Source organism: Microvirga sp. HS2 (genome assembly GCF_055792805.1).
The window spans coordinates 381,534-400,615 of sequence record NZ_JBVVAJ010000001.1 but is presented as its reverse complement, the minus strand read 5'-3'; the positions used below and the strand labels follow the sequence as shown (position 1 = coordinate 400,615).

24 protein-coding genes are annotated in these 19,082 nt (G+C 65.4%); 5 read left to right on the top strand and 19 right to left on the bottom strand.

Going from position 1 to position 19,082, the window contains the following annotated elements:
* Nucleotides 1-379: 379 nt before the first annotated feature.
* Nucleotides 380-1,162: a hypothetical protein gene (locus ACS5Q0_RS01895; RefSeq protein ID WP_473124895.1), complete on the top strand. Its 783-nt coding sequence runs from the start codon at nucleotides 380-382 to the stop codon at nucleotides 1,160-1,162.
* Here ACS5Q0_RS01895 and ACS5Q0_RS01890 read toward each other — a convergent pair.
* Nucleotides 1,140-2,261, bottom strand: coding sequence for a sulfite oxidase (locus ACS5Q0_RS01890; protein ID WP_473124894.1), 1,122 nt, complete (start codon nucleotides 2,259-2,261; stop codon nucleotides 1,140-1,142). The two genes, ACS5Q0_RS01895 and ACS5Q0_RS01890, sit on opposite strands and share 23 nt — an antisense overlap.
* Nucleotides 2,262-2,395: 134 nt before the next feature.
* Between ACS5Q0_RS01890 and ACS5Q0_RS01885 the strand changes: the two genes are divergently transcribed.
* Nucleotides 2,396-2,734, top strand: a complete 339-nt coding sequence (locus ACS5Q0_RS01885) for a hypothetical protein (RefSeq protein WP_473124893.1) — start codon at nucleotides 2,396-2,398, stop codon at nucleotides 2,732-2,734.
* 181 nt (nucleotides 2,735-2,915) lie between these two features.
* Here the strand turns inward: ACS5Q0_RS01885 and leuB are convergent, their stop codons facing one another.
* The 6 genes from leuB to leuD form a co-directional block, all read right to left on the bottom strand.
* Entirely contained in the window at nucleotides 2,916-4,022 is a 1,107-nt protein-coding gene (gene leuB / locus ACS5Q0_RS01880; protein ID WP_473125000.1) for a 3-isopropylmalate dehydrogenase, read from the bottom strand.
* Between the two features lie 145 nt (nucleotides 4,023-4,167).
* Entirely contained in the window at nucleotides 4,168-5,577 is a 1,410-nt protein-coding gene (locus ACS5Q0_RS01875) for a serine/threonine protein kinase (RefSeq protein ID WP_473124892.1), read from the bottom strand.
* Nucleotides 5,578-5,579: 2 nt separating this feature from the next.
* Nucleotides 5,580-6,320 (bottom strand): metallophosphoesterase family protein, encoded by a 741-nt coding sequence (locus tag ACS5Q0_RS01870; protein ID WP_473124891.1) that lies wholly within the window; start codon nucleotides 6,318-6,320, stop codon nucleotides 5,580-5,582.
* 70 nt (nucleotides 6,321-6,390) lie between these two features.
* Nucleotides 6,391-7,014, bottom strand: coding sequence for a LysE family translocator (locus ACS5Q0_RS01865; protein WP_473124890.1), 624 nt, complete (start codon nucleotides 7,012-7,014; stop codon nucleotides 6,391-6,393).
* 4 nt (nucleotides 7,015-7,018) lie between these two features.
* Complete coding sequence (locus tag ACS5Q0_RS01860) at nucleotides 7,019-8,209, bottom strand: lytic murein transglycosylase (RefSeq protein WP_473124889.1); 1,191 nt, start codon at nucleotides 8,207-8,209, stop codon at nucleotides 7,019-7,021.
* A 209-nt stretch (nucleotides 8,210-8,418) separates the two neighbouring features.
* A complete protein-coding gene (gene leuD / locus ACS5Q0_RS01855) occupies nucleotides 8,419-9,021 on the bottom strand; it encodes a 3-isopropylmalate dehydratase small subunit (protein WP_473124888.1) in 603 nt (200 codons plus the stop codon).
* A 288-nt stretch (nucleotides 9,022-9,309) separates the two neighbouring features.
* Here leuD and ACS5Q0_RS01850 point away from each other — a divergent pair, with 288 nt between their 5' ends.
* Nucleotides 9,310-9,483 (top strand): hypothetical protein, encoded by a 174-nt coding sequence (locus tag ACS5Q0_RS01850; protein ID WP_473124887.1) that lies wholly within the window; start codon nucleotides 9,310-9,312, stop codon nucleotides 9,481-9,483.
* Here ACS5Q0_RS01850 and ACS5Q0_RS01845 read toward each other — a convergent pair.
* On the bottom strand, nucleotides 9,478-9,885 hold the full coding sequence (locus tag ACS5Q0_RS01845; protein ID WP_473124886.1) for a metallopeptidase family protein: 408 nt from the start codon (nucleotides 9,883-9,885) through the stop codon (nucleotides 9,478-9,480). The genes ACS5Q0_RS01850 and ACS5Q0_RS01845 overlap by 6 nt on opposite strands.
* A 4-nt stretch (nucleotides 9,886-9,889) precedes the next feature.
* Nucleotides 9,890-10,153 (bottom strand): hypothetical protein, encoded by a 264-nt coding sequence (locus tag ACS5Q0_RS01840; protein WP_473124885.1) that lies wholly within the window; start codon nucleotides 10,151-10,153, stop codon nucleotides 9,890-9,892.
* Nucleotides 10,154-10,276: 123 nt separating this feature from the next.
* Between ACS5Q0_RS01840 and ACS5Q0_RS01835 the strand changes: the two genes are divergently transcribed.
* On the top strand, nucleotides 10,277-10,570 hold the full coding sequence (locus tag ACS5Q0_RS01835) for a hypothetical protein (protein ID WP_473124884.1): 294 nt from the start codon (nucleotides 10,277-10,279) through the stop codon (nucleotides 10,568-10,570).
* Between the two features lie 78 nt (nucleotides 10,571-10,648).
* Here ACS5Q0_RS01835 and leuC read toward each other — a convergent pair whose 3' ends face one another.
* From leuC to ACS5Q0_RS01815, 4 genes are all read right to left on the bottom strand, one after another.
* The gene (gene leuC / locus ACS5Q0_RS01830; protein WP_473124883.1) at nucleotides 10,649-12,055 is read right to left on the bottom strand and encodes a 3-isopropylmalate dehydratase large subunit; all 1,407 of its coding nucleotides are present in this window, start codon (nucleotides 12,053-12,055) and stop codon (nucleotides 10,649-10,651) included.
* A 228-nt stretch (nucleotides 12,056-12,283) separates the two neighbouring features.
* Nucleotides 12,284-12,667 (bottom strand): 50S ribosomal protein L19, encoded by a 384-nt coding sequence (rplS, locus tag ACS5Q0_RS01825; RefSeq protein WP_473124882.1) that lies wholly within the window; start codon nucleotides 12,665-12,667, stop codon nucleotides 12,284-12,286.
* Between the two features lie 207 nt (nucleotides 12,668-12,874).
* Entirely contained in the window at nucleotides 12,875-13,201 is a 327-nt protein-coding gene (locus tag ACS5Q0_RS01820; RefSeq protein WP_473124881.1) for a hypothetical protein, read from the bottom strand.
* 50 nt (nucleotides 13,202-13,251) lie between these two features.
* Complete coding sequence (locus ACS5Q0_RS01815) at nucleotides 13,252-13,929, bottom strand: winged helix-turn-helix transcriptional regulator (RefSeq protein ID WP_473124880.1); 678 nt, start codon at nucleotides 13,927-13,929, stop codon at nucleotides 13,252-13,254.
* Between the two features lie 113 nt (nucleotides 13,930-14,042).
* On the opposite strand from ACS5Q0_RS01815, the gene ACS5Q0_RS01810 reads away from it, so the two are divergent.
* A complete protein-coding gene (locus ACS5Q0_RS01810; RefSeq protein ID WP_473124879.1) occupies nucleotides 14,043-14,996 on the top strand; it encodes a PLP-dependent cysteine synthase family protein in 954 nt (317 codons plus the stop codon).
* 6 nt (nucleotides 14,997-15,002) lie between these two features.
* Here the strand turns inward: ACS5Q0_RS01810 and trmD are convergent, their stop codons facing one another.
* From trmD to ACS5Q0_RS01780, 6 genes are all read right to left on the bottom strand, one after another.
* A complete protein-coding gene (gene trmD / locus ACS5Q0_RS01805) occupies nucleotides 15,003-15,686 on the bottom strand; it encodes a tRNA (guanosine(37)-N1)-methyltransferase TrmD (RefSeq protein WP_473124999.1) in 684 nt (227 codons plus the stop codon).
* Nucleotides 15,686-16,117, bottom strand: coding sequence for a hypothetical protein (locus tag ACS5Q0_RS01800; RefSeq protein WP_473124878.1), 432 nt, complete (start codon nucleotides 16,115-16,117; stop codon nucleotides 15,686-15,688). The genes trmD and ACS5Q0_RS01800 overlap by 1 nt, the downstream gene beginning before the upstream one ends.
* 3 nt (nucleotides 16,118-16,120) lie before the next feature.
* Nucleotides 16,121-16,828 carry a ribosome maturation factor RimM gene (gene rimM / locus ACS5Q0_RS01795; RefSeq protein WP_473124877.1) on the bottom strand — a complete coding sequence of 236 codons (708 nt, stop codon included), beginning with the start codon at nucleotides 16,826-16,828 and terminating at the stop codon, nucleotides 16,121-16,123.
* Between the two features lie 5 nt (nucleotides 16,829-16,833).
* On the bottom strand, nucleotides 16,834-17,187 hold the full coding sequence (gene rpsP, locus ACS5Q0_RS01790) for a 30S ribosomal protein S16 (RefSeq protein WP_473124876.1): 354 nt from the start codon (nucleotides 17,185-17,187) through the stop codon (nucleotides 16,834-16,836).
* Between the two features lie 67 nt (nucleotides 17,188-17,254).
* On the bottom strand, nucleotides 17,255-18,802 hold the full coding sequence (ffh, locus tag ACS5Q0_RS01785; RefSeq protein ID WP_473124875.1) for a signal recognition particle protein: 1,548 nt from the start codon (nucleotides 18,800-18,802) through the stop codon (nucleotides 17,255-17,257).
* Nucleotides 18,803-18,804: 2 nt separating this feature from the next.
* A complete protein-coding gene (locus ACS5Q0_RS01780) occupies nucleotides 18,805-19,020 on the bottom strand; it encodes a glutathione S-transferase (RefSeq protein WP_473124874.1) in 216 nt (71 codons plus the stop codon).
* Between the last annotated feature and the right edge of the window lie 62 nt (nucleotides 19,021-19,082).

Below are 19,082 nucleotides of genomic sequence, written 5' to 3'. Positions count from 1 at the left end.
TTCGGCCGTCGTTTTCACGGCCGTCGTGGCGGTTTTCGTTTTGCTCGTCGTGAGGGTGAGCAGCGCCATTTGCCTTCGTCCATCCAGAGCCGCCTTCACGGGCGTGCCATCGGCTCCTGGTTTGAATTATCATATTTCCGGCGGCGGACCGGAATCCGCGTTCGCCCAAAATGCTCCAGGCCCTGTCCGGACCTCGATGCGCCCAGCAACACACCAAAGGTGCGCGTTCGTCAAGCACTCTCTGCAAGAACCAGACCTCTGGCCGCCGATCCGAGCAATAAGATTTCGTTTACCTTGCCCGGCAAAAATTTCCGAGACCCTCGGCTGATACGCTAGAACATGCTGAGGCGATCCAACCGACGGGTGTATGTGAAGCGTGATGGCACGGGCCGGTTCTCCCGCATGGGATGAGGACGAGGCGTATTTCGACGAGCGCCCGACCCGTCGTGCGCGCAGGAAGGCGATCCCCTGGTTCCGGGTGACGCTCATGTCCTGCCTCATCATCGGAGGCCTCGTCTATTTCGCCCGGCAGAAGACAGGCGAGACTCAGGTTGGGAGCCGCAAGGGCGCGCCCTCTGCTGTTCTGATCGCGCCCGCCCCCGCCTGGACGCCGCTGGCCTCCGCGCCGGCGCTCTATGCGCTCGAAGCGGCCGCAGGCCCTCTTGCCGTCGAGGCTCGGCAGCACACGAGCGGCGCGCGGGAGGATACCCTCATCCTCGGCCGTTTCGGGGATGCCCGTCATGCGAGGCTCACCCTGGTCCAGGGCACGGCGGAGCCGCCCCGCAGCTTCTTCGTGGACGCGGCACGGCGCGCCGCCCAAGCGGGACTGGCCGTCTCGCGCCTTGCGCAAAGCCGGATGGTCGCGACCAAGTTCGGTCCCGTCGAGGCCGCAGGCGCGACCTTCGTGGGCCCGCGCGAGCAGGAATGCCGGGTCGTCCGTTTCTCCGACGGCGATTCCGGGTTCGGTTTTCAGGGCTGGCTGTGCGGCGGGGATATCCTGGACGATGCGCAACTGGCCTGCTTCATCGACGGCATCGCGCTGTCGGGCGCGGGCAGCCCTTCCCTGAAAGCCCTGTTTCTGCGCGCCGAGCGGAGCCGGACGGATGCCTGCGCGGTCGCCCGGGCATCCTCGGCCGGCGTCAGGCCCCCTCCCCGACCGTGATCGCCACCCGGTGCATGACGTTGCAGCCGTAACCGTTCGGATTCCAGTTGACCGCCCTGAACGGCTGGGCGCGGCCCTGTGAATCGGTCGCGCGGGTCATGATCTCGTAATAGCCGTCTCCGGGCAGCGCGATATTGGCCGTCCAACGCACCCAGTCGTAGCGGTTGCGCGGCGGCGTCATTTGCGCGAGCAGCCAGGTCGCACCGCCATCGATGGAGCATTCCACGCGGTCCACCGCGTCGTCCCCAGCCCAGGCCGCTCCCCGGACCGCGATGCTTGTCGTCCCCGCCGCATGGCGCGAACCATGGGCTGGGGCCGTGACGATGCTGCGCACGGGCATCGATTCGAGAATTCGCGTGTCCGCCTGCCGCGCATCCGAGCCAGGAAAGAGCGGCTGGACCGGGACCCGGTAGGACAGGCCCGTCATGCCCGGCCCGTCATGCTCCCGGTCGCGAATCCAGATCCGCGTCAGCCATTTCTGGCTCAAGGAACCGGGCCAGCCGGGCACGACGAGCCGCAAGGGGCCGCCGTGAATGAACGGCAGGGGCTCGCCGTTCATGGCCCACACCAGCAGGGTATGCTCTTCCAGCGCCTTCGCGACCGGCATGCCCCGTGACATCGCCTGCTTCTCCCGGCTTCCGGTCTTGTCCGGGTCGGCTCCGAAATGGCCGGTAAAGCGGGCCGTTGCTTTGAGGCCCGCCGCCTGCAGGACATCGCGGAGGGACACGCCCGTCCATTCCGCGCAGCCGACGCCGCCATTCGTCCAGGCATTGCCTTCCGCGGGTGGCTCGAAGAACGAGCGCCCGTTGCCGCCGCATTCGAGCACCATGCGGAATGTCCTTGCCGGAAAGCGGCTCTTCAGGTCGGCGAGCGACAGATCGAGCGGATTCTCCACCTCTCCGTCGACCGTGAAGCGCCAGGTCTCCGGGTCCTCGGCCTGATCGGGGAGGAGGCCGTTGTTGCGGATGAAGAAACGGGACACAGGAGTCGTCTCGTCGTCGAGCAGCGCTTCCGGCGTCTCGGCCACGAAGGGCGCTTTGCCCAGCACGGTGAGGCGCTCTTTTCCGAACAGATCAAGGGCGTTTATCCGTTCCTGCATGCGGCTTGCCTCTTACCCTTCCGGAGATCCTCGCGATTCGAAGGAACCAATTTAGTCAGGTCGCCTTGTTCTGACAGCCTTTGAATCGATGACGCGGCCCAGCGGCCCCCGCTGGGCCGACCCTGGAGAGTGACATGATGCGCCGCCTCACCCTTCTCGGCTTGGCCTCGCTCGCGACGCTCGCGGCCGCTTCGGTCGCGGCGGAAGCGCAGGCTCAGGATCGCCCGCTCGTTTTCCGCGTTCAGCCCCGCAGCTTCCTGGATCCCGGCCCCGTCGCGCCGGTCGGATCCCTCAACCGCTACGCGACGCAGGGCGAGTTGTCCTACCTGATGAGCCCGCCCTGGATCGGGCAGCGGGAACGTTTCGGGGAAGGCGTGCTGCCTGATCCGCTTGGCGGCCCCTTCGTCGGCGCGCGCAATCCTTTCCCGAAATTCGGAGGTCCGGACGTCGAGGTGACGGGCTCGATCCGATAATTCAAAACAGCAAAAAGCCCCGGATCGTGCCGGGGCTTTTTTCGTTCCTGACGCTTGCATCGGGACTTAGAGCATCGGACCCAAAAGTGGACTTGCACTTTTGGGATCAATCCGATGCTCCACCCTCTTGAAGAGCGCATCGTTCATGCGGAAAACCGGGTCCACTTTTCCGCACGATGCGCTAGGACTGAGCCTCAAGCTCCTTGACGATGGCGTCGCCCACATCCTGCGTTCCGACCGCGTTCATGCCGGGAGCGGCGATGTCCTTGGTGCGCATGCCGGCGGCGAGCACATTGGCGATCGCCTTCTCCAGACGGTCCGCCTCCTCGATGAGACCGAAGGAATAGCGGAGCGCCATGCCGAAGGAGCCGATCATGGCGATCGGATTGGCGAGACCCTTGCCGGCGATGTCGGGAGCCGAGCCGTGCACCGGCTCATAGAGAGCCTTGCGCTTGCCCGTCTTCGGGTCTTCCGCGCCGAGCGAGGCGGAGGGCAGCATGCCGAGTGAGCCGGTGAGCATGGCGGCAATGTCGGAGAGGATGTCGCCGAAGAGGTTGTCGGTGACGATCACGTCGAACTGCTTGGGCCAGCGCACGAGCTGCATGGCGCAGTTGTCGGCGAGCACGTGCTCAAGCTCGACGTCCGCATATTCCGCCTTGCCTATGCGCGACACCACCTGACGCCAGAACACGCCGGTCTTCATCACGTTCATCTTCTCGGCGGAGGAGACCTTGTTGCGCCGCTTCTTGGCGAGATCGAAGGCGACGCGTGCGATGCGCTCGACCTCATGAGTGGTGTAGACCTGCGTGTCGACGGCCCGCTGGGAGCCGTCCTCCAGGGTCACGATCTCCTTCGGCTCGCCGAAATAGACGCCGCCGGTGAGCTCGCGCACGATCATGATGTCGAGGCCTTCCACCACCTCGCGCTTCAGCGACGAGGCGTCGGCCAGCGCCGGATAGCAGATGGCGGGACGCAGATTCGCGAAGAGGCCGAGATCCTTGCGCAGGCGCAGCAGGCCGGCTTCCGGACGCACGTCATAAGGGACGCCGTCCCATTTCGGGCCTCCCACCGCGCCGAAGAGCACCGCGTCGGCGGCCTGTGCCAGGCCCATGGCCTCCTCGGAGATGGCCTTGCCGTGCGCGTCATAGGCCGAGCCGCCGACGAGGTCCGTCTCGGTCTCGAAGCCGATGCCGCGCTTGCGGAACCAGCCCACGACCTTCTCGACCTCGCGCATGACCTCCGGACCGATGCCGTCGCCGGGAAGAAGGAGAAGCTTGTGCGTTGCCATGATGCTGTGTCCCTGCTCGATCTGCTTCGTCATCCCCGGGTCAGATCCGGGGATGGTCATGACGGCAGGGTTTAGGCGTCCTACCCTTGCCTTGGCAAGCGTTTCCGCCTTGGCCGTTAGGCGTAAGCGCCTGCGAAATGCGTGATCACTCCTCCGCCTGCCGCCGGTCGCGGGGCGTGCGCACCACGGTCACCGAGCAAGGCGCCTCCGCCACCACCTTGGACGAGACGCTGCCGAGATAGCGGCGCAGCGCGGAGGAGACCCGCGCCCCGATGACGATGTGGTCCACGTTGTTGTGGCGCGCGTAGTCGACGAGGGCGGCTGCTGGGTCGATCGCCTCCAGCACGCTGTAGGTGATCCGCTCCTTTGGAATTTCGAGGCCTCCGCCCCAGTGCTTGAGCTGGATGAGGCGCTGCATGTGGAGACTGCGCCCCTCCTCGTCCTCCAGCACGTCGACGGTGAGGCGCGAGAGCTTGAGGACGTTCACGCAGGCCACGCGCGCTTCCGTCTCCATGGACAGGATACGCCCGAGGAGGACGCGTTGCGCCTCGTTCAGATCCTCGTTTCCGGGCGCGAGATCGATGGCGACGAGAATAATCGGGGCCTGCGAGAGCTGGCGCACGATGTTGGGGGCTTCGAGAGGCTGCGCCTTGCGCGCCTTCAGCCAGCGGCGGAAGGTCTTCATGCCGCTGTCGCGCTCCAGCCTCTCGGCGCGCTCCGTGAGCGTGACCAGGGCCGGATTTTCCAGGTCGAGCGCGAGCTGCGCCGCCGTCGCATAGCGGTCGTTCGGGTCCACCTCCAGGCAGCGCAGAATGATCTCCTGCAACCACGGCGGGCACTCGGGATTCAGCGCCCGCGGCGGCACCGGATCGCGCCACAGGCGGCGGCGGATCTGGCCGCCTTTCGGCTTGCCGAAGGGGCGCTCGCCCGTCACGAAGAAATACAGCATCGCGCCCAGCGCGAAGAGATCGCTGCGCGGATCGGCGCGATCCTCCAGCACCTGCTCGGGCGCCATGTAGGGCGTGGTGCCGAGGGGTTCGCGGAACTCCTCCGCCAGAAGGTCGGGGAGCTGTTCGTGCCGCGCGAAGCCGAAATCGACGAGCACCGCCTCGCCGGTTTCGCGAAACATGACGTTGCTGGGCTTCACGTCGAGATGGATGACCTTCTGAAGATGCAGGTCATGCAGGGCGCTGGCGACCTTCGCGCCGATCCGGGCCACCTCCTGCCACGGCAACGGCACGTCGGAGAGGCGCGCCTTCAGGGATTCCCCCTGAATGCGCTCCATCGCGATATAGGCCTGGGGATCGAGCGGTCCCGCGGCGATGAAACGGGGCACGTGCGGCCCCGACAGACGCGGCATGATCATCTGCTCGGTCTCGAAACAGACGATGGGAATGGGATCGTCGCTGTCGATGAGCATGGGGAATTTCATGACCAGCGGCGCGGGATCGTCCTCCCGCTCCGCCGACCAGATCTGGGCCATGCCGCCGGTGCTCAAATGCTCCTTGAGCGTGAACCCGTCGATCACCATGCCCGGCTCGAGGCGAAGGCGCATGCTCAGCGACCTTCCTCAAGACGCTGGGCGAGCCTTTCGGGCAGACCGGCCTCGCGCACCTTCCTGGCCGCCGTGGCGGTGTCATAGGGCACGCGGAAATAGCGCAGGCTCTGTCGCGCCGTATCGAACACGGCGTAATTCGCAGCCGGAACGCCGTCGCGCGGCTGCCCCACCGCACCGATCACGGCCAGCCACGTGCGGGTGGCCAGAAGCGGAATCTCGTTGTCTCCGACCGGCGCGAAGGAGCCCACCTTCGCGGTCGTGCTCATGTGGTAGAGCATCGGCACGTGCACATGCCCGCAGAAGGTGATGTGCGCATCCACCCGGCTGAAATGCCTCGCGGCCTCCAGCGTGTCGGTGATGTAGTTCCAGCTCCGCGGGGCATATCCGTTGGCATGGACGTAGAGAACGCTTCCCTCCTCGTGCACGAGGGGAAGATCCGCCAGGAAGGCGCGCTGTTCCATGCCCAGCTGCCCGCGGGTCCAGCGGATCGATTCCTGGGCCAGGCTGTTCATGTCCTCGTCGGAACCGTCGATGGCGGCGTCGTGATTGCCGAGAAGCGCCACGGCGCCTTCGCTCACGAGCATTCTCACCGTATCGACCACCCAGGCCGGATCGGCCCCGTAGCCGACATAATCGCCCAGAAGGATGAACCGGTCGACCGAAAGCGAGCGGGCATGGGCGAGGCAGGCCGAGAAGGCTTCGCGATTGCCATGGATGTCGGTCAGGAGCGCGATGAGCATGGGGGCACTAAACCCCTAACCCTTCCTTAACGCAACCTTGCCTGGGCCTGTCGGAAAGGGGTTTTCCCCCTCAAGCCGCTTTCCTGGTAAACAGGAGCGCGATCCCGAAGCCGATCATGGTGACGCCGGAAAGCCGGTTCAACCAGCCGAACACATGTCCGTTGCGGGCGAGCCGGTTCAGCCGGTGTCCGAGCACGGAATAGAGAAAGACCGCGACCACTTCGAGCGCGAGGAAGATGGCGCCTACGATGGCGAAGCTGAGCCAATAGGTACCGGGCTCGATGAATTGCGGAAGGAAGGCGGTGAAGATCAGGATCGCCTTGGGATTGCCGATGGCGGTCCAGAACTCCTGGAAGGCCAAGGCCTTCAAAGGCCGCCGCGCAGCCGGGGCCGCAGGCGCGTCGATGGCGGCGCTTCCTTTGAGGATCTTGACGCCGAGCCAGATCAGATAGGCCGCGCCGACCCATTTGAGGAGCCAGAAGGCCGTCTCGGAGGCGGCCAGCACGGCTCCGACCCCGAGCGCCGTCAGGGCGATCATGAGCGCGAAGGCGACGAGGCGGCCGGACGATGCCATCACGGCGGTGCGGACTCCCTCCTGCAGCCCATAGGTCAGGGAGAGCAGGTTGTTGGGCCCGAACGCCATGTTGAGCGCGAAGCACGCGGGAACGAACAGCAGCAAGGCCCCCGGCGTCACGGCTTCATCCCCTCAGTGCTTCCAGCACCTTGCCGCCGGGACGTCCGCGCGGCTCGAGACCGATCCGGCGCTCCACGTCCTTGATGGCCTCGCGGGTCTTGGAGCCGATCTTGCCGTCCACCTCGCCGATGTCGTAGCCGCGGGCGGCGAGCAGACTCTGCAGCTCGCGGCGCTGGGCGCGGGAGAGCGGCGGATCGTCCGTCGGCCACGTGGCCTGGATCCCCGGCAGGCCCTTCAGACGGTCGCCCAGGAGCGCGATGGCGAGCCCGTAGGATTCGGCGGCGTTGTAGGAATAGACCGCATCGAAGTTCTTGGTGACGAGGAAGGCCGGGCCGTTGACGCCCGCCGGAATGATGATGCCGGCCTGGTAACTGCCCGAGAGCGGGCGTCCGTCGATACGGGTCACGCCCATGGAGGCCCAGGAGGACAATGGGCGCTTGCTCTTGCGGCCGGCGAGCTTCGGGTTGAAGTTCTGCGGCAGGCGCACCTCGTAGCCCCAGGGAAGGCCCTTCACCCAGCCCGCCTTCTTGAGGAAGTTGGCGGTGGAGTGAACCGCGTCCGGCACCGAGGCCATGATGTCGCGCCGGCCGTCGCCGTCGCCGTCGACGGCAAGGCGCTGGAAGGTGGACGGCATGAACTGCGTATGGCCGAAGGCCCCGGCCCAGGAGCCGCGTAAGAGCGCGGGATCCATGTCCCCGTCCTGCACGATCTTGAGCGTCGCCATCAGCTCGCCCTTGAAATACTCGTTCCGCCTCGGCGCGTAGCAGACGAGGGTCGAGAGCGACTGCACGAGGGGACGCCCGCCGATGTCCTTGCCGAAATTGGATTCGACGCCCCACACACCCGCGATCGCATGGCGGTCGACGCCGAAGCGCGCCTCGGCCGAGGCCAGGGCCTGTCCCCATTGCCGCATGGCGGCCTTGCCGTCCTGCACGCGCTCGTCGTCCACGAGGGCGGAAAGGTAGTCCCAGATCGGCGTCTTGAACTCCGGCTGGTTGCTCATCAGGTCGAGGATCGACAGGTCCGGCTCAATGCCGCGGGTCGCGACGTCGAAGGCCTGGCCCGAAATGCCCTTGGCGGCGGCCTGGGAGCGCAGGGACGACAGGCACGAGCGGAAATCAGACTGGGCCGAGGCCGATGAAGCGGCGGCCAGCGACAGCACGCCGAGGATCGCGGAAGTCAGGATTCGTTTCATGCCCGCGACCTTGCAGGCAATTTGGTTAAACTTATGGAAACGGGGCCGAGGCCGCCGCGATGTCATCCCGGTTCCTGCCCGTCATCCCCGGCCTTGTGCCGGGGATCCCCGTCTTTGACCCGGTGCGGCTCGTGAAGACGTGGATGGCCGGGTCAAGCCCGGCCATGACGGGAGAAGGCCATGACGAGGGAAGACGGAATGCGGGACCCTCAGGCCCAGGCGCGCTCGGCGAGCTTCTGTTCGAAGCTGTCGATCGTCGAGGCCTTTTCGAGGGTCAGGCCGATGCCGTCGAGGCCGTTGAGCATGCAGTGCTTCTTGAAGGCGTCGATATCGAACTTGATCGATCCGCCGTCGGGGCCGCGGATCTCCTGGTTCTCGAGATCGACCGTGAGCGTGGCGTTGGCGCCGCGGCTGGCGTCGTCGAAGAGCTTTTCGAGATCCTCGGGGCTCACCTTGATCGGCAGGATGCCGTTCTGGAAGCAGTTGTTGTAGAAGATATCGGCGAAGCTGGTGGAGATCACGCAGCGGATGCCGAAATCGAGCAGCGCCCAGGGAGCATGCTCACGCGACGAGCCGCAGCCGAAATTGTCGCCGGCGATCAGGATCTGGGCGTTGCGGTAGGCGGGCTGGTTGAGCACGAAATCCGGGTTCTCGGAACCGTCCTCGCGGTAACGCATCTCGGAGAAGAGCCCCGTGCCGAGACCTGTGCGCTTGATGGTCTTCAGGTACTGCTTGGGGATGATCATATCGGTGTCGATATTGATGATCCGCAGCGGCGCCGCGACGCTTTCCAGCACGGTGAACTTTTCCATGGTCTAAAACTTCCTTCAGGCGGCAAAGGGCTATTGTGAAGTGCCTCTTAGCAAAGGCGTCGCGAAACGACTAGCCTCGCGATGGTCGCGCTGGGCAAACATTTTGTCGTCGGGCGGGTGCTGGGCGCAATGTTCTGACAGAGACCGAAAAGCGGGCGGGACATCCGTCCCTCGTTCGCGCTTGCTTCGAAGCCCTCTGTTTGCAATGTTATTTCGATTAAGTCGTGCTTGAGCAGAATCCTTTCCGCTGTCCTGGAGGAGATCGCTGTCCGGTTGATCGGGATAACCATGCTTTTCACATGGCTCCTGGCGCTCGGCCTGGCGGGAAAGTGCTTTCCGCTCTTCGCGCCGCAGTCGCTTTTCCTTTCCCTCATGAGTGTCGCCGCACTTGCCCTGGCCGCCCCGGTTCTTGCGCTCTGGCGATACCTGCAGAAGGAATCCTCTAAAAATTCGGGCTCATGAAGCCTCCGCCTCGATGGCCTCCATGTCCTCGTCCGAGAGGCCGAAATGGTGGCCGATCTCGTGCACCAGCACATGGGTGACCAGCGCCCCGAGGCTCTCTTCGTGCTCGGCCCAGTAATCGAGGATCGGGCGGCGGTAGAGCCAGACCATGTTGGGGAACTGGCCCGTCTGCATCATCGCGCCTCCCTGGGCGAGGCCGATTCCGCGAAAGAGGCCCAGAAGATCGAAGGGTGTTTCGCAGCCCATCTCTTCCAGCGTCTCGTCGTCGGGAAAATCCTCGACCCGGATGACGAGGCCTTCGCACAGCGCGCGGAATTCCCGCGGCAGGCGGGCATAGGCCGCTTCGGCCAGAGTCTCGAGTTCAGCGAGGGAGGGAGCGTGGAGGGAAGCCCAATCGGTCATGGGATCAGATCATGCCAAGCTGGATCAGAAGCCACAAGCCGAGCACGACGACGCCGACCAGCGACAGCGCGCGGCCGATGCGCCGCCCCCAGAGTTCGATGGGATCCGTGCCGCCGTCCTCGCCGGCCCCGATGGCATCGCGGCCGCTGAAATGCTCCTGCGCCTGCCGGCTCATGCGGGCGAGCGCCGAGGAGCCCACGGATTCCGTGTCGCGGCGTACGCGCTCCAGGGCCTCCCGGGCTTCGCGCTGGCGCTCCTCATCGTTCATGACCGGTCCTTTCCGAGGTAATAATTCCGAAACCATAAGCTCAGGTGCGGCTCCCCTCAATGGAACGCCTTGTGGGCTTTGCCGTTGATGCTCTCGGAATAGGTAACTCGAAACGAGGCAACAATGGGTAAGTTTCTCGGTATCCTGGCCGTGGCCGGGCTGACGGTCCTCGGCGCCGGTACGGCATCGGCTCAGGGAGTTGGCGTGCATGTCGGCCCATCCGGCGTTCACCTGACCCAGGACCGTCCGGTCTATCGCGAGCGCGTGGTCGAGCGCCGCTACGTGCGTCCCGCCCGCGCCCGGACCGTCTGCCGCACGGAATACCGTGAGCGCGTGCGTCCCAACGGCGTCGTGGTGCGCCGCCCGGTGGAGATCTGCCGCCGCGTGGTCGGTGGCCGCCGGGTCTATGTCGATTAAGCGTCCCGCTCACCGGGCATGAAGAAGGCGGCGGACCGCAGGGCCCGCCGCCTTTTCTTTGACCTTGAGAAATCGCTGTCAGCCGAAAGTGCGGATATCCACGAACCGGCCCGCGATCGCCGCCGCCGCCGCCATGGCGGGGGAGACCAGATGCGTGCGGCCCTTGAAGCCCTGACGGCCTTCGAAGTTGCGGTTCGACGTGGACGCGCAGCGCTCGCCGGGAGCGAGGCGGTCCGCGTTCATGGCCAAGCACATGGAGCAGCCGGGCTCGCGCCAGTCGAAGCCCGCCGCCCTGAAGATCTTGTCCAAACCCTCGGCCTCGGCCTGCATCTTCACGATGCCGGAGCCGGGCACGATCATGGCGTTGACGCGCTCGTGCACCGTCTTGCCCTCGACCACCTTCGCCACGGCGCGCAGGTCCTCGATGCGGCCGTTGGTGCAGGAGCCGATGAACACGCGGTCGAGCTCGATGTCGGTGATCTTCGTGCCGGGGGTGAGGCCCATATATTCCAGCGCGCGCCACTTGGAGAGACGCTTGTTCTCGTCCTGGATGTCGTCCGGATTCGGAACGACGCCGGCGACCGAGATCACGTCCTCAGGGCTCGTGCCCCAGGTCACGATGGGCGGGAGATTGGCGGCGTCGAGCCTGATCTCGGTGTCGAAGAAGGCGCCTTCGTCCGTGCGCAGGGAATCCCAGTAGCGCACGGCGGCGTCCCAGGCCTCGCCCTTCGGGGATTTGGGGCGGTCCTTCAGATAGGCGTAGGTCTTCTCGTCCGGCGCGACCATGCCCGCGCGCGCGCCGCCCTCGATGGTCATGTTGCAGACCGTCATCCGCCCTTCCATCGACAGGGAGCGGATCGCCTCGCCGGCAAATTCGATCACGTGGCCGGTGCCGCCCGCCGTGCCGATCTCGCCGATGATGGCGAGGATGATGTCCTTCGCCGTGACGCCGGGGGGCAGCTGCCCGTCCACCATCACGCGCATGTTCTTGGCCTTCTTCTGGATCAGCGTCTGTGTGGCGAGCACGTGCTCGACCTCAGACGTGCCGATGCCGTGGGCGAGCGACCCGAAGGCGCCGTGAGTGGAGGTGTGGCTGTCGCCGCAGACGATGGTCATGCCCGGCAGGGTGAAGCCCTGCTCCGGGCCCACCACGTGGACGATGCCCTGGCGGGTGTCGAGCTCGTTATAATATTCGACGCCGAATTCCTCGGCGTTCTGGGCGAGGGTCGCGACCTGGGTCGCGGATTCGGGATCCTCGATGCCTTGCGAACGGTCCGAGGTCGGCACGTTGTGGTCGACCACCGCGAGGGTCTTCTGCGGCTGGCGCACCGTGCGGCCGGCCGTGCGCAGTCCCTCGAAGGCCTGCGGGCTCGTTACCTCGTGGACGAGGTGACGGTCGATGTAGAGAAGGCACGTCCCGTCATCCTGCTGATCGACGACGTGGTCGTCCCAGATCTTGTCATAGAGGGTGCGGGCTTTGGCCATGGGTATCTTCCAGCAATGAAAAAGGTCTTTGAGCGTCTTCTAACGGCACCCGCGCGGGAGGAAAAGGTGTCCCGAACGCACACCGCTTTGAAAGTATCGCATAGCTGATTGGCCGCGCTGCGCAATAATATTTTTGACTATGCGCTCGCCACAGCAAGGGCTCGTCGCCATAAACAAAAAGCGCGGCTTTGACACCGCGCCTTTCTCAAAACGTACTGAACGGAAGCCTTACTCGGCGGCAGCCGGGGCTTCGGTCTTCTTCTCGGCGCGCTCGGCGATACGGGCCGACTTACCGCGACGGTCGCGCAGGTAGTAGAGCTTGGCGCGGCGGACGGCGCCGCGGCGCACGACCTTGATGGAATCGACGTTCGGCGAATAGATCGGGAACACGCGCTCCACGCCTTCGCCGTAGGAAATCTTGCGGACCGTGAAGCTCTCCTGGAGGCCGCCGCCGGAACGGGCGATGCAGACGCCCTCATAGGCCTGCACGCGGCTGCGCTCGCCTTCCTTCACCTTCACGTTGACGATGACGGTATCGCCAGGCTGGAAGTCCGGGATGTTCTTGCCGAGCTTGGCGATCTGCTCCTGCTCGAGCTGCTGGATGATGTTCATCGATCTTACTCCTGCCGTTGCATGACCTCGGGGCTCGCCCCGGACCTGCGGGATTTCGGCGTCCTGTTTTAAGTTGAGGCGGGCGCTATACAGCAGTTTTGGGAAATTGTCGAGCGCCGCAAGCCTTGGTGGCCTCATCTGACGGGGCAACGCGCCGCCGTGACCGTGAACGGGTCACGGCGGCGTTCACGGACGCGATCCATCGGGTTACTTGGTGGCAGGCGGAGCCATGGCACCGATTCTGGTCGCCATGTCCATGCATTCGGCTTCTTTTCCCTGCTGATCCAATTGCTTGGCCTGCTCGATCATCTGTATGGCCTGACGGTCGCTTTGGCTGCGAGCCGTGACGTTCACGCCCTGCCCCTGGGTTATGGCTCCCGTCGTCGCAGGGGTGTCCACCGCGGGCCCGCCCCCCTCCTGCTTCGCCAGAAAGGATTTCTCCAGAGAGGCGAGCCGCTCCGTGCAGGGCCCGGCGAAGCTCGGGCTGGACAGAATGAGTGCAAGCGCTGTGCCGAGAAGGATTTTGCCGACCATCTCGATCTCCTATGATCGAAGGCCCCGCCCTATCAACCCGCCCGTTCGGATCAACGTTCCGCCTGCGCGGCCGGGTCGATATGAGCGAAGAGATATCGGTCGAACCAGGTCGGAAAGGCCCGCGCGAGCTCCTTCGGGCCTTCGACGGTCAAACCCATCCGCTGGGCCTCGGCAAAGCTGACATCGCCTCGCCACCAAGCGGCCAGGACCGGCAGACCGGCCCTGACGCGGAGGGGTTCGGGAAAGCCTGGATTATGCGTGCACAGGGCGGTTTCTCCTGCCTTCAGCAGCATGAAATGCGGCTTCGGCTGACCGGCGATGTCGACGCGCACCACCATGGGCTCCTCGGGCAGAGCCTCTGACCGGACGCGCCGCTGCATGTCGACGAGCAGAGGCTCCGGGTCGAGATCCTCGGATTGCGCCTGCCGCGGCAGCCAGCGCTGGCCCCAGCTTCCCAGGGCGCTCACGAGGCCCGCGAGGTCCCGGCCGGCTTCGGTCAGGTGATATTCGGGCCCGTGCTCCCCGTCCATCCGCTCCACGGCGCCGACATGGACGAGCTCCTGCAGCCGTTCCGAGAGCATGGTGCGGGAAATGCGCGGAATGCCGCGGCGGATATCGTTGAAGCGCCGGCTGCCGCACAGAAGCTCGCGTACCACGAGCAGAGTCCAGCGACCGCCGATGGCTTCGTGGGCGCGCGCAACCGAACAGAACTGACCATAGCCGGACATGCCTGAGCGCTAGCACGACCTCGGGCGAGAGAGAAGTCCGGATTCTGGACCGGACAGACGGAACGCCTTGGACTATTCATGGCGTCAGAGCCCATGACGACATGAGACTGGCCATGAACGAGACGCAGCGGAGCATTCTGGACCGCATCGGCAACACCTCCCTCATCGCCTTGCGGAAGGTGGTGCCCGCGAACGGCGCGCGGATCCTGTTGAAGCTCGAAAACGAGAACCCCACGGGAAGCATGAAGGACCGCATGGCGCTCGCCATGATCGAGGCGGCGGAAGCGGACGGGCGCCTCCCGGACGGAGGCTCCGTCGTCGAATATACCGGCGGCAGCACGGGCGTGTCCCTGGCGCTCGTCTGCGCCGTGAAGGGGCATCCTCTCCATGTCGTGACGTCGGATGCCTTCGCGAGGGAGAAGCTCGATCACATGAGGATTCTCGGCGCGACGCTGCAGGTTCTCGTCAGCGACAGCGGGCGCATGACGGAAAAGCTCACCAAGGACATGATCGAGGCGGCGGGTGTCGTCGCTCGCGAGACCGGGGCCTTCTGGACCGACCAGATGAAGAACCGGGACCAGCTCGCAGCCTATCACCGGATGGCCGATGAAATCTGGGTCCAGACCGGCGGCGGGATCGACGGCTTCGTGCAGAGCGTGGGCACGGCGGCTTCCCTGCGCGGCATCGCGGAAGGGCTGCGGCTGCACGGGAAAAGCATTCGCATCGCCGCCGTGGAGCCCGCCGAATCCGCCGTGCTCTCGGGCGGGCCGACAGGCGCGCACAAGATCGACGGAATCGGCGCGGGCTATGTGGTGCCGCTCTGGCGGACGGACATCGCCGACGAGATCGAACGGGTTTCGACAAAGGACGCCATGGAGATGGCCTTCCGGCTGGCGCGCGAGGAAGGCCTCTTCGCCGGAACGTCCACGGGAGCCAACGTCATCGCCGCCCTGCGGCTCGCCGAGCGCTTGGGGCCTCACGCCACCATCGTCACCGTGATGTGCGACACGGGCATGAAATATCTCAGGACATATGGAGCAAAGCTCGACGAAAACGCCACGTTCTGAGCGCCCTTACGTACGCTCCAGAAGATCCGGCCTTCTCTCGCGCGTGATGCGCTCCGATTCCTCCCGCCGCCACCGCTCGATGGCGGCGTGGTTGCCCGAGAGCAGCACGTCGGGAATGGTGCGGCCCTCCCATTCGCGGGGGCGCGTGTAATGCGGGTATTCGAGACGGTTCGTCTCGAAGCTCTCCTCCGTCCCCGAGGCCTCCTTGCCCATGACGCCCGGGAGCAGGCGCACGCAGGAATCGAGCACGATCATCGCCGCCATCTCGCCGCCGGAGAGCACGTAATCGCCGATGGAGACTTCCCTGAGGCCGCGCGCCTCGATCACGCGTTCGTCCACGCCTTCGAAGCGGCCGCAGACGATCACGACGCCCGGACCGGCCGCGAGTTCGCGCGCATAGGCTTGCGTGAGCGGCTTGCCGCGCGGGCTCATGAGAAGTTTCGGACGCGGATCGTCAGGCCTTACGGCGGCGTCGATGGCCTGGCCCAGCACGTCGCAGCGGATCACCATGCCCGGTCCGCCGCCGGCGGGCGTATCGTCGACCGCGCGGTGACGGCCGAGGCCATGATCGCGGATGTTCCTGGCCTCCAACGACCACACGCCTCGCGCCAGCGCATCGCCGGAGAGCGACAGGCCCAAGGGTCCTGGGAACATCTCGGGGTAAAGGGTGAGGATGGTGGCGGAGAACATCACGAGACAAGCCTTTTCACCCGGAGCCCTCGCCACAGAAGACGCGGAATCCATTTAGGGCGACGCTTCAATGGTCCCGGTGAGACGGTCACCTGCCACAGGTCAGAGTTATAGAAAGAGAAAGAGACCGTTCGAGGATCAACGATGCGAAGGTCGTGCAGGCGACCTGTCGCATAGGGACGTGCAATAGACTTCACATCCAGTAAACATCCCGTTGAGGAGAGAAGAATAATGTTCAGCCCCTCTTCATAAGGACGATCATCCGTCGAGAGAACGAGATAATCTCCATCCGAAGAGCGAAAGGCCGCTTCGGGCCATGCACCAGGCAGCCACGGGTTGATCACCTCGCCCGCTAAAGCGATCTGCATGATCGGCTGTTGATCAGCTCCGTCGATCCGCTGAACCAAGTCCGGGGTGCCGAGCCGATCCATGGGCTAGGCCTCGTCAGGTTCGGGCTTGCCAACTTCGAAGAAGTCGTCGGGAAGCGCCGCCACGACGCGCTTTCCGGAGATGTCGACCACGGGCACGAAAGCCTTCGTGAAGGGCAGAAACGCCGTCGGGCCCTTTTGCGCGGGCGCGATTTCGAGAAGATCGCCGCCGCCGTAATTCGGTACGGCAACGACAGTACCGACGATCTCGCCCTCCTCCGTCTGGACGGTAAGCCCGATCAGATCCGCGAGCAGGAACTCGTCTTCCTCGTCAGGCGGCGAAAGCCTGTCGCGCTCGACATGGAGCTGCACGCGGTTGAGGGCTTCGGACGCCTCGCGCGTGGTGATGCCCTCGACGATGGCGATCAGGAGATCCGGCGCGCCGCCGGGAGCAGGACGGACGGATTTGAGGGAATAGCTTTTGCCGTTCGATCCGAGGAGCGGCCTGTAATCGGCGATCGCCCGGGGATCGCCGGTATGGGCTTTCAGCCGCACCTCGCCTTTCAGGCCATGGGCGCGCCCGAACTCGCCCACGAGGACGAGGTCGTTTCTGACAGGTGCTGCCCTGCCCTCCTCCCCCTTGTGGGGAGGAGATGGAGGTGGGGGTGTAAGCGCACCCTTAGGCTGGCTTGCGCTGGCACCCCCACCCCTACCCTTCTCGTTTTTTGAGAAGGGAGAAGTGGAGCGCTGGTTGAAGCGCTCCTTCTTCGTCATGGTGCTTACGCAGCCTCGCCTTCACCGGCAGCGGCAGCCTTCTCGGCGGCACGCTCCTGGGCCTTCTTGCCCGGAACCGCCTTCTGCGGGTTGTTGCGGGCCGGACGCTTCAGGAGGCCGGCGGCGTCGAGGAAGCGCAGGACGCGGTCGGTCGGCTGGGCGCCCTTGGCGAGCCAGGCCTGGATCTTCTCGACCTCGAGAATGACGCGGCCGGCATCGTCCTTCGGCTTCATCGGGTCGTAGGTGCCGACCTTCTCGATGAAGCGGCCATCGCGCGGGGAGCGCGAATCGGCCACGACGATGCGGTAGTAGGGACGCTTCTTCGCACCACCACGGGTGAGACGGATCTTCAGGGACATGGGGAACTCCTTGTTGTGTCCTGTGATCAAACCTTGCGCTGGTCCGGACCGGCCGGACCGGCGAAACCTATTTCTTCTTCCCGAACGGGAAGCCTCCGAGGCCGGGAAGGCCCGGGACCTTGCCGGCGCCGAGACCCGGCAGGCCCTTCGGCATCGGAGGCAGAGCGCCGCCTGCGCCGCCCGGGAAATCGGGGAGCTTGCCGCCCATCTGCTTCTGCAGCGCCTCGATCTGCTCCGGCGTCGGCTGAGGCATGCCGCCAGCTCCGCCGCCCAGCCCGAACATCTTGCCGAGCGCGCCCGCCATGCCCTTGCCCTTGCCGCCGCCCATCATCTTCATGACGTCGGCCATCTGGCGGTGCATCTTGAGGAGCTTGTTGATGTCCTCGACCTTCGCGCCGGAACCGGCCGCGATGCGCTTCTTGCGCGACGCCTTCAGGATATCCGGATTGCGGCGCTCGGCGGGGGTCATGGAATCGATGATGGCGCGCTGGCGCTTGATGACCTTGTCGTCGATATTCGCGTTCTCGAGCTGCGACTTCATCTTGGCGATGCCGGGCAGCATGCCGAGCATGCCGCCGATGCCGCCGATCTTCTCCATCTGGGCGAGCTGGTCGCGCAGGTCTTCGAGGTCGAACTTGCCCTTGCGCATCTTGTCAGCCATGCGCTGGGCTTTTTCGGCATCGAAATTCTCGGCGGCCTTCTCCACGAGCGAGACGATGTCGCCCATGCCGAGGATGCGGTTGGCGACACGCGAGGGATGGAATTCCTCCAGCGCGTCGACCTTTTCGCCCGTGCCGATGAGCTTGATCGGCTTGCCGGTCACGGCGCGCATCGACAGGGCCGCGCCGCCGCGCGCATCGCCGTCCATGCGGGTCAGCACGATGCCGGTGACGCCGAGACGCTGGTCGAAGGCGCGGGCGGTGTTGACCGCGTCCTGGCCGGTGAGCGCGTCGGCGACGAGCAGGACCTCGTGCGGGTTGGTGGCGGCGCGCACTTCGGCGGCTTCCACCATGAGCGACTCGTCCACGGTCACGCGGCCCGCGGTGTCGAGCATCACCACGTCGTAGCCGCCGAGCCGTGCGGCCTCCATGGCGCGCCGGGCGATCTGCACCGCCGTCTGGCCCGCCACGATGGGAAGCGTATCGACGCCCACCTGCTTGCCCAGCACCGCGAGCTGCTCCATCGCAGCCGGACGGCGGGTATCGAGCGAGGCCATGAGGACGCGGCGGTTTTCGCGGTCCTTCAGACGCCGGGCGATCTTGGCGGTCGTCGTCGTCTTACCAGAGCCCTGGAGACCGACCATGAGGATGCCGACGGGCGGAACCGCGTTGAGGCTGATCACCTCCGCGTCCGAGCCCAGCATCTCCACGAGCTGGTCGTGGACGATCTTCACCACCTGCTGGCCGGGAGAGACCGACTTGACGACCTCCGCGCCGACCGCGCGGGCGCGCACCTTGTCCGTGAAGGAGCGCACGACCTCGAGCGCCACGTCGGCCTCGAGCAGCGCCCGGCGGACTTCACGCAGGGCGGCGTTCACGTCCTCTTCCGTCAGCGCGCCCCGGCGCGTGAGCGAATTGAGGATCGTGGAGAGCTTGTCGGAAAGGCCTTCGAACATGATCAATCAATTCCTTTTGCGATGAGAGGAACATCGCGATCCGCAATGGCCTTTTCAAAGTGATGGATTGCCGCCTCGAACTTGTCGCGGCAGCCGGGATTGCAGAAGCCGACGACTTCTCCGCGATAGAGGGTGAGCGAATCCGCCGCGATCGGCTTTCCCGACCACGGGCAGGTCTCGTTGACCGCGTCCTCGATGCGCAATGCGTCTTCCGACATCCATCCATCCTCATTCGTCGCGACCAGGCTTGAATGACGGCCATCCAGCTCCTTCAAGCACG

What these genes read in the sequence shown, in the direction of transcription:
- ACS5Q0_RS01895 (WP_473124895.1), top strand. Translation starts at nt 380, where the DNA reads ATGGCACGGGCCGGTTCTCCCGCATGGGATGAGGACGAGGCGTATTTC.
- ACS5Q0_RS01890 (WP_473124894.1), bottom strand. Translation starts at nt 2,261, where the DNA reads ATGCAGGAACGGATAAACGCCCTTGATCTGTTCGGAAAAGAGCGCCTC.
- ACS5Q0_RS01885 (WP_473124893.1), top strand. Translation starts at nt 2,396, where the DNA reads ATGATGCGCCGCCTCACCCTTCTCGGCTTGGCCTCGCTCGCGACGCTC.
- leuB (WP_473125000.1), bottom strand. Translation starts at nt 4,022, where the DNA reads ATGGCAACGCACAAGCTTCTCCTTCTTCCCGGCGACGGCATCGGTCCG.
- ACS5Q0_RS01875 (WP_473124892.1), bottom strand. Translation starts at nt 5,577, where the DNA reads ATGCGCCTTCGCCTCGAGCCGGGCATGGTGATCGACGGGTTCACGCTC.
- ACS5Q0_RS01870 (WP_473124891.1), bottom strand. Translation starts at nt 6,320, where the DNA reads ATGCTCATCGCGCTCCTGACCGACATCCATGGCAATCGCGAAGCCTTC.
- ACS5Q0_RS01860 (WP_473124889.1), bottom strand. Translation starts at nt 8,209, where the DNA reads ATGAAACGAATCCTGACTTCCGCGATCCTCGGCGTGCTGTCGCTGGCC.
- leuD (WP_473124888.1), bottom strand. Translation starts at nt 9,021, where the DNA reads ATGGAAAAGTTCACCGTGCTGGAAAGCGTCGCGGCGCCGCTGCGGATC.
- ACS5Q0_RS01850 (WP_473124887.1), top strand. Translation starts at nt 9,310, where the DNA reads ATGCTTTTCACATGGCTCCTGGCGCTCGGCCTGGCGGGAAAGTGCTTT.
- ACS5Q0_RS01845 (WP_473124886.1), bottom strand. Translation starts at nt 9,885, where the DNA reads ATGACCGATTGGGCTTCCCTCCACGCTCCCTCCCTCGCTGAACTCGAG.
- ACS5Q0_RS01840 (WP_473124885.1), bottom strand. Translation starts at nt 10,153, where the DNA reads ATGAACGATGAGGAGCGCCAGCGCGAAGCCCGGGAGGCCCTGGAGCGC.
- ACS5Q0_RS01835 (WP_473124884.1), top strand. Translation starts at nt 10,277, where the DNA reads ATGGGTAAGTTTCTCGGTATCCTGGCCGTGGCCGGGCTGACGGTCCTC.
- leuC (WP_473124883.1), bottom strand. Translation starts at nt 12,055, where the DNA reads ATGGCCAAAGCCCGCACCCTCTATGACAAGATCTGGGACGACCACGTC.
- rplS (WP_473124882.1), bottom strand. Translation starts at nt 12,667, where the DNA reads ATGAACATCATCCAGCAGCTCGAGCAGGAGCAGATCGCCAAGCTCGGC.
- ACS5Q0_RS01820 (WP_473124881.1), bottom strand. Translation starts at nt 13,201, where the DNA reads ATGGTCGGCAAAATCCTTCTCGGCACAGCGCTTGCACTCATTCTGTCC.
- ACS5Q0_RS01815 (WP_473124880.1), bottom strand. Translation starts at nt 13,929, where the DNA reads ATGTCCGGCTATGGTCAGTTCTGTTCGGTTGCGCGCGCCCACGAAGCC.
- ACS5Q0_RS01810 (WP_473124879.1), top strand. Translation starts at nt 14,043, where the DNA reads ATGAACGAGACGCAGCGGAGCATTCTGGACCGCATCGGCAACACCTCC.
- trmD (WP_473124999.1), bottom strand. Translation starts at nt 15,686, where the DNA reads ATGTTCTCCGCCACCATCCTCACCCTTTACCCCGAGATGTTCCCAGGA.
- ACS5Q0_RS01800 (WP_473124878.1), bottom strand. Translation starts at nt 16,117, where the DNA reads ATGGATCGGCTCGGCACCCCGGACTTGGTTCAGCGGATCGACGGAGCT.
- rimM (WP_473124877.1), bottom strand. Translation starts at nt 16,828, where the DNA reads ATGACGAAGAAGGAGCGCTTCAACCAGCGCTCCACTTCTCCCTTCTCA.
- rpsP (WP_473124876.1), bottom strand. Translation starts at nt 17,187, where the DNA reads ATGTCCCTGAAGATCCGTCTCACCCGTGGTGGTGCGAAGAAGCGTCCC.
- ffh (WP_473124875.1), bottom strand. Translation starts at nt 18,802, where the DNA reads ATGTTCGAAGGCCTTTCCGACAAGCTCTCCACGATCCTCAATTCGCTC.
- ACS5Q0_RS01780 (WP_473124874.1), bottom strand. Translation starts at nt 19,020, where the DNA reads ATGTCGGAAGACGCATTGCGCATCGAGGACGCGGTCAACGAGACCTGC.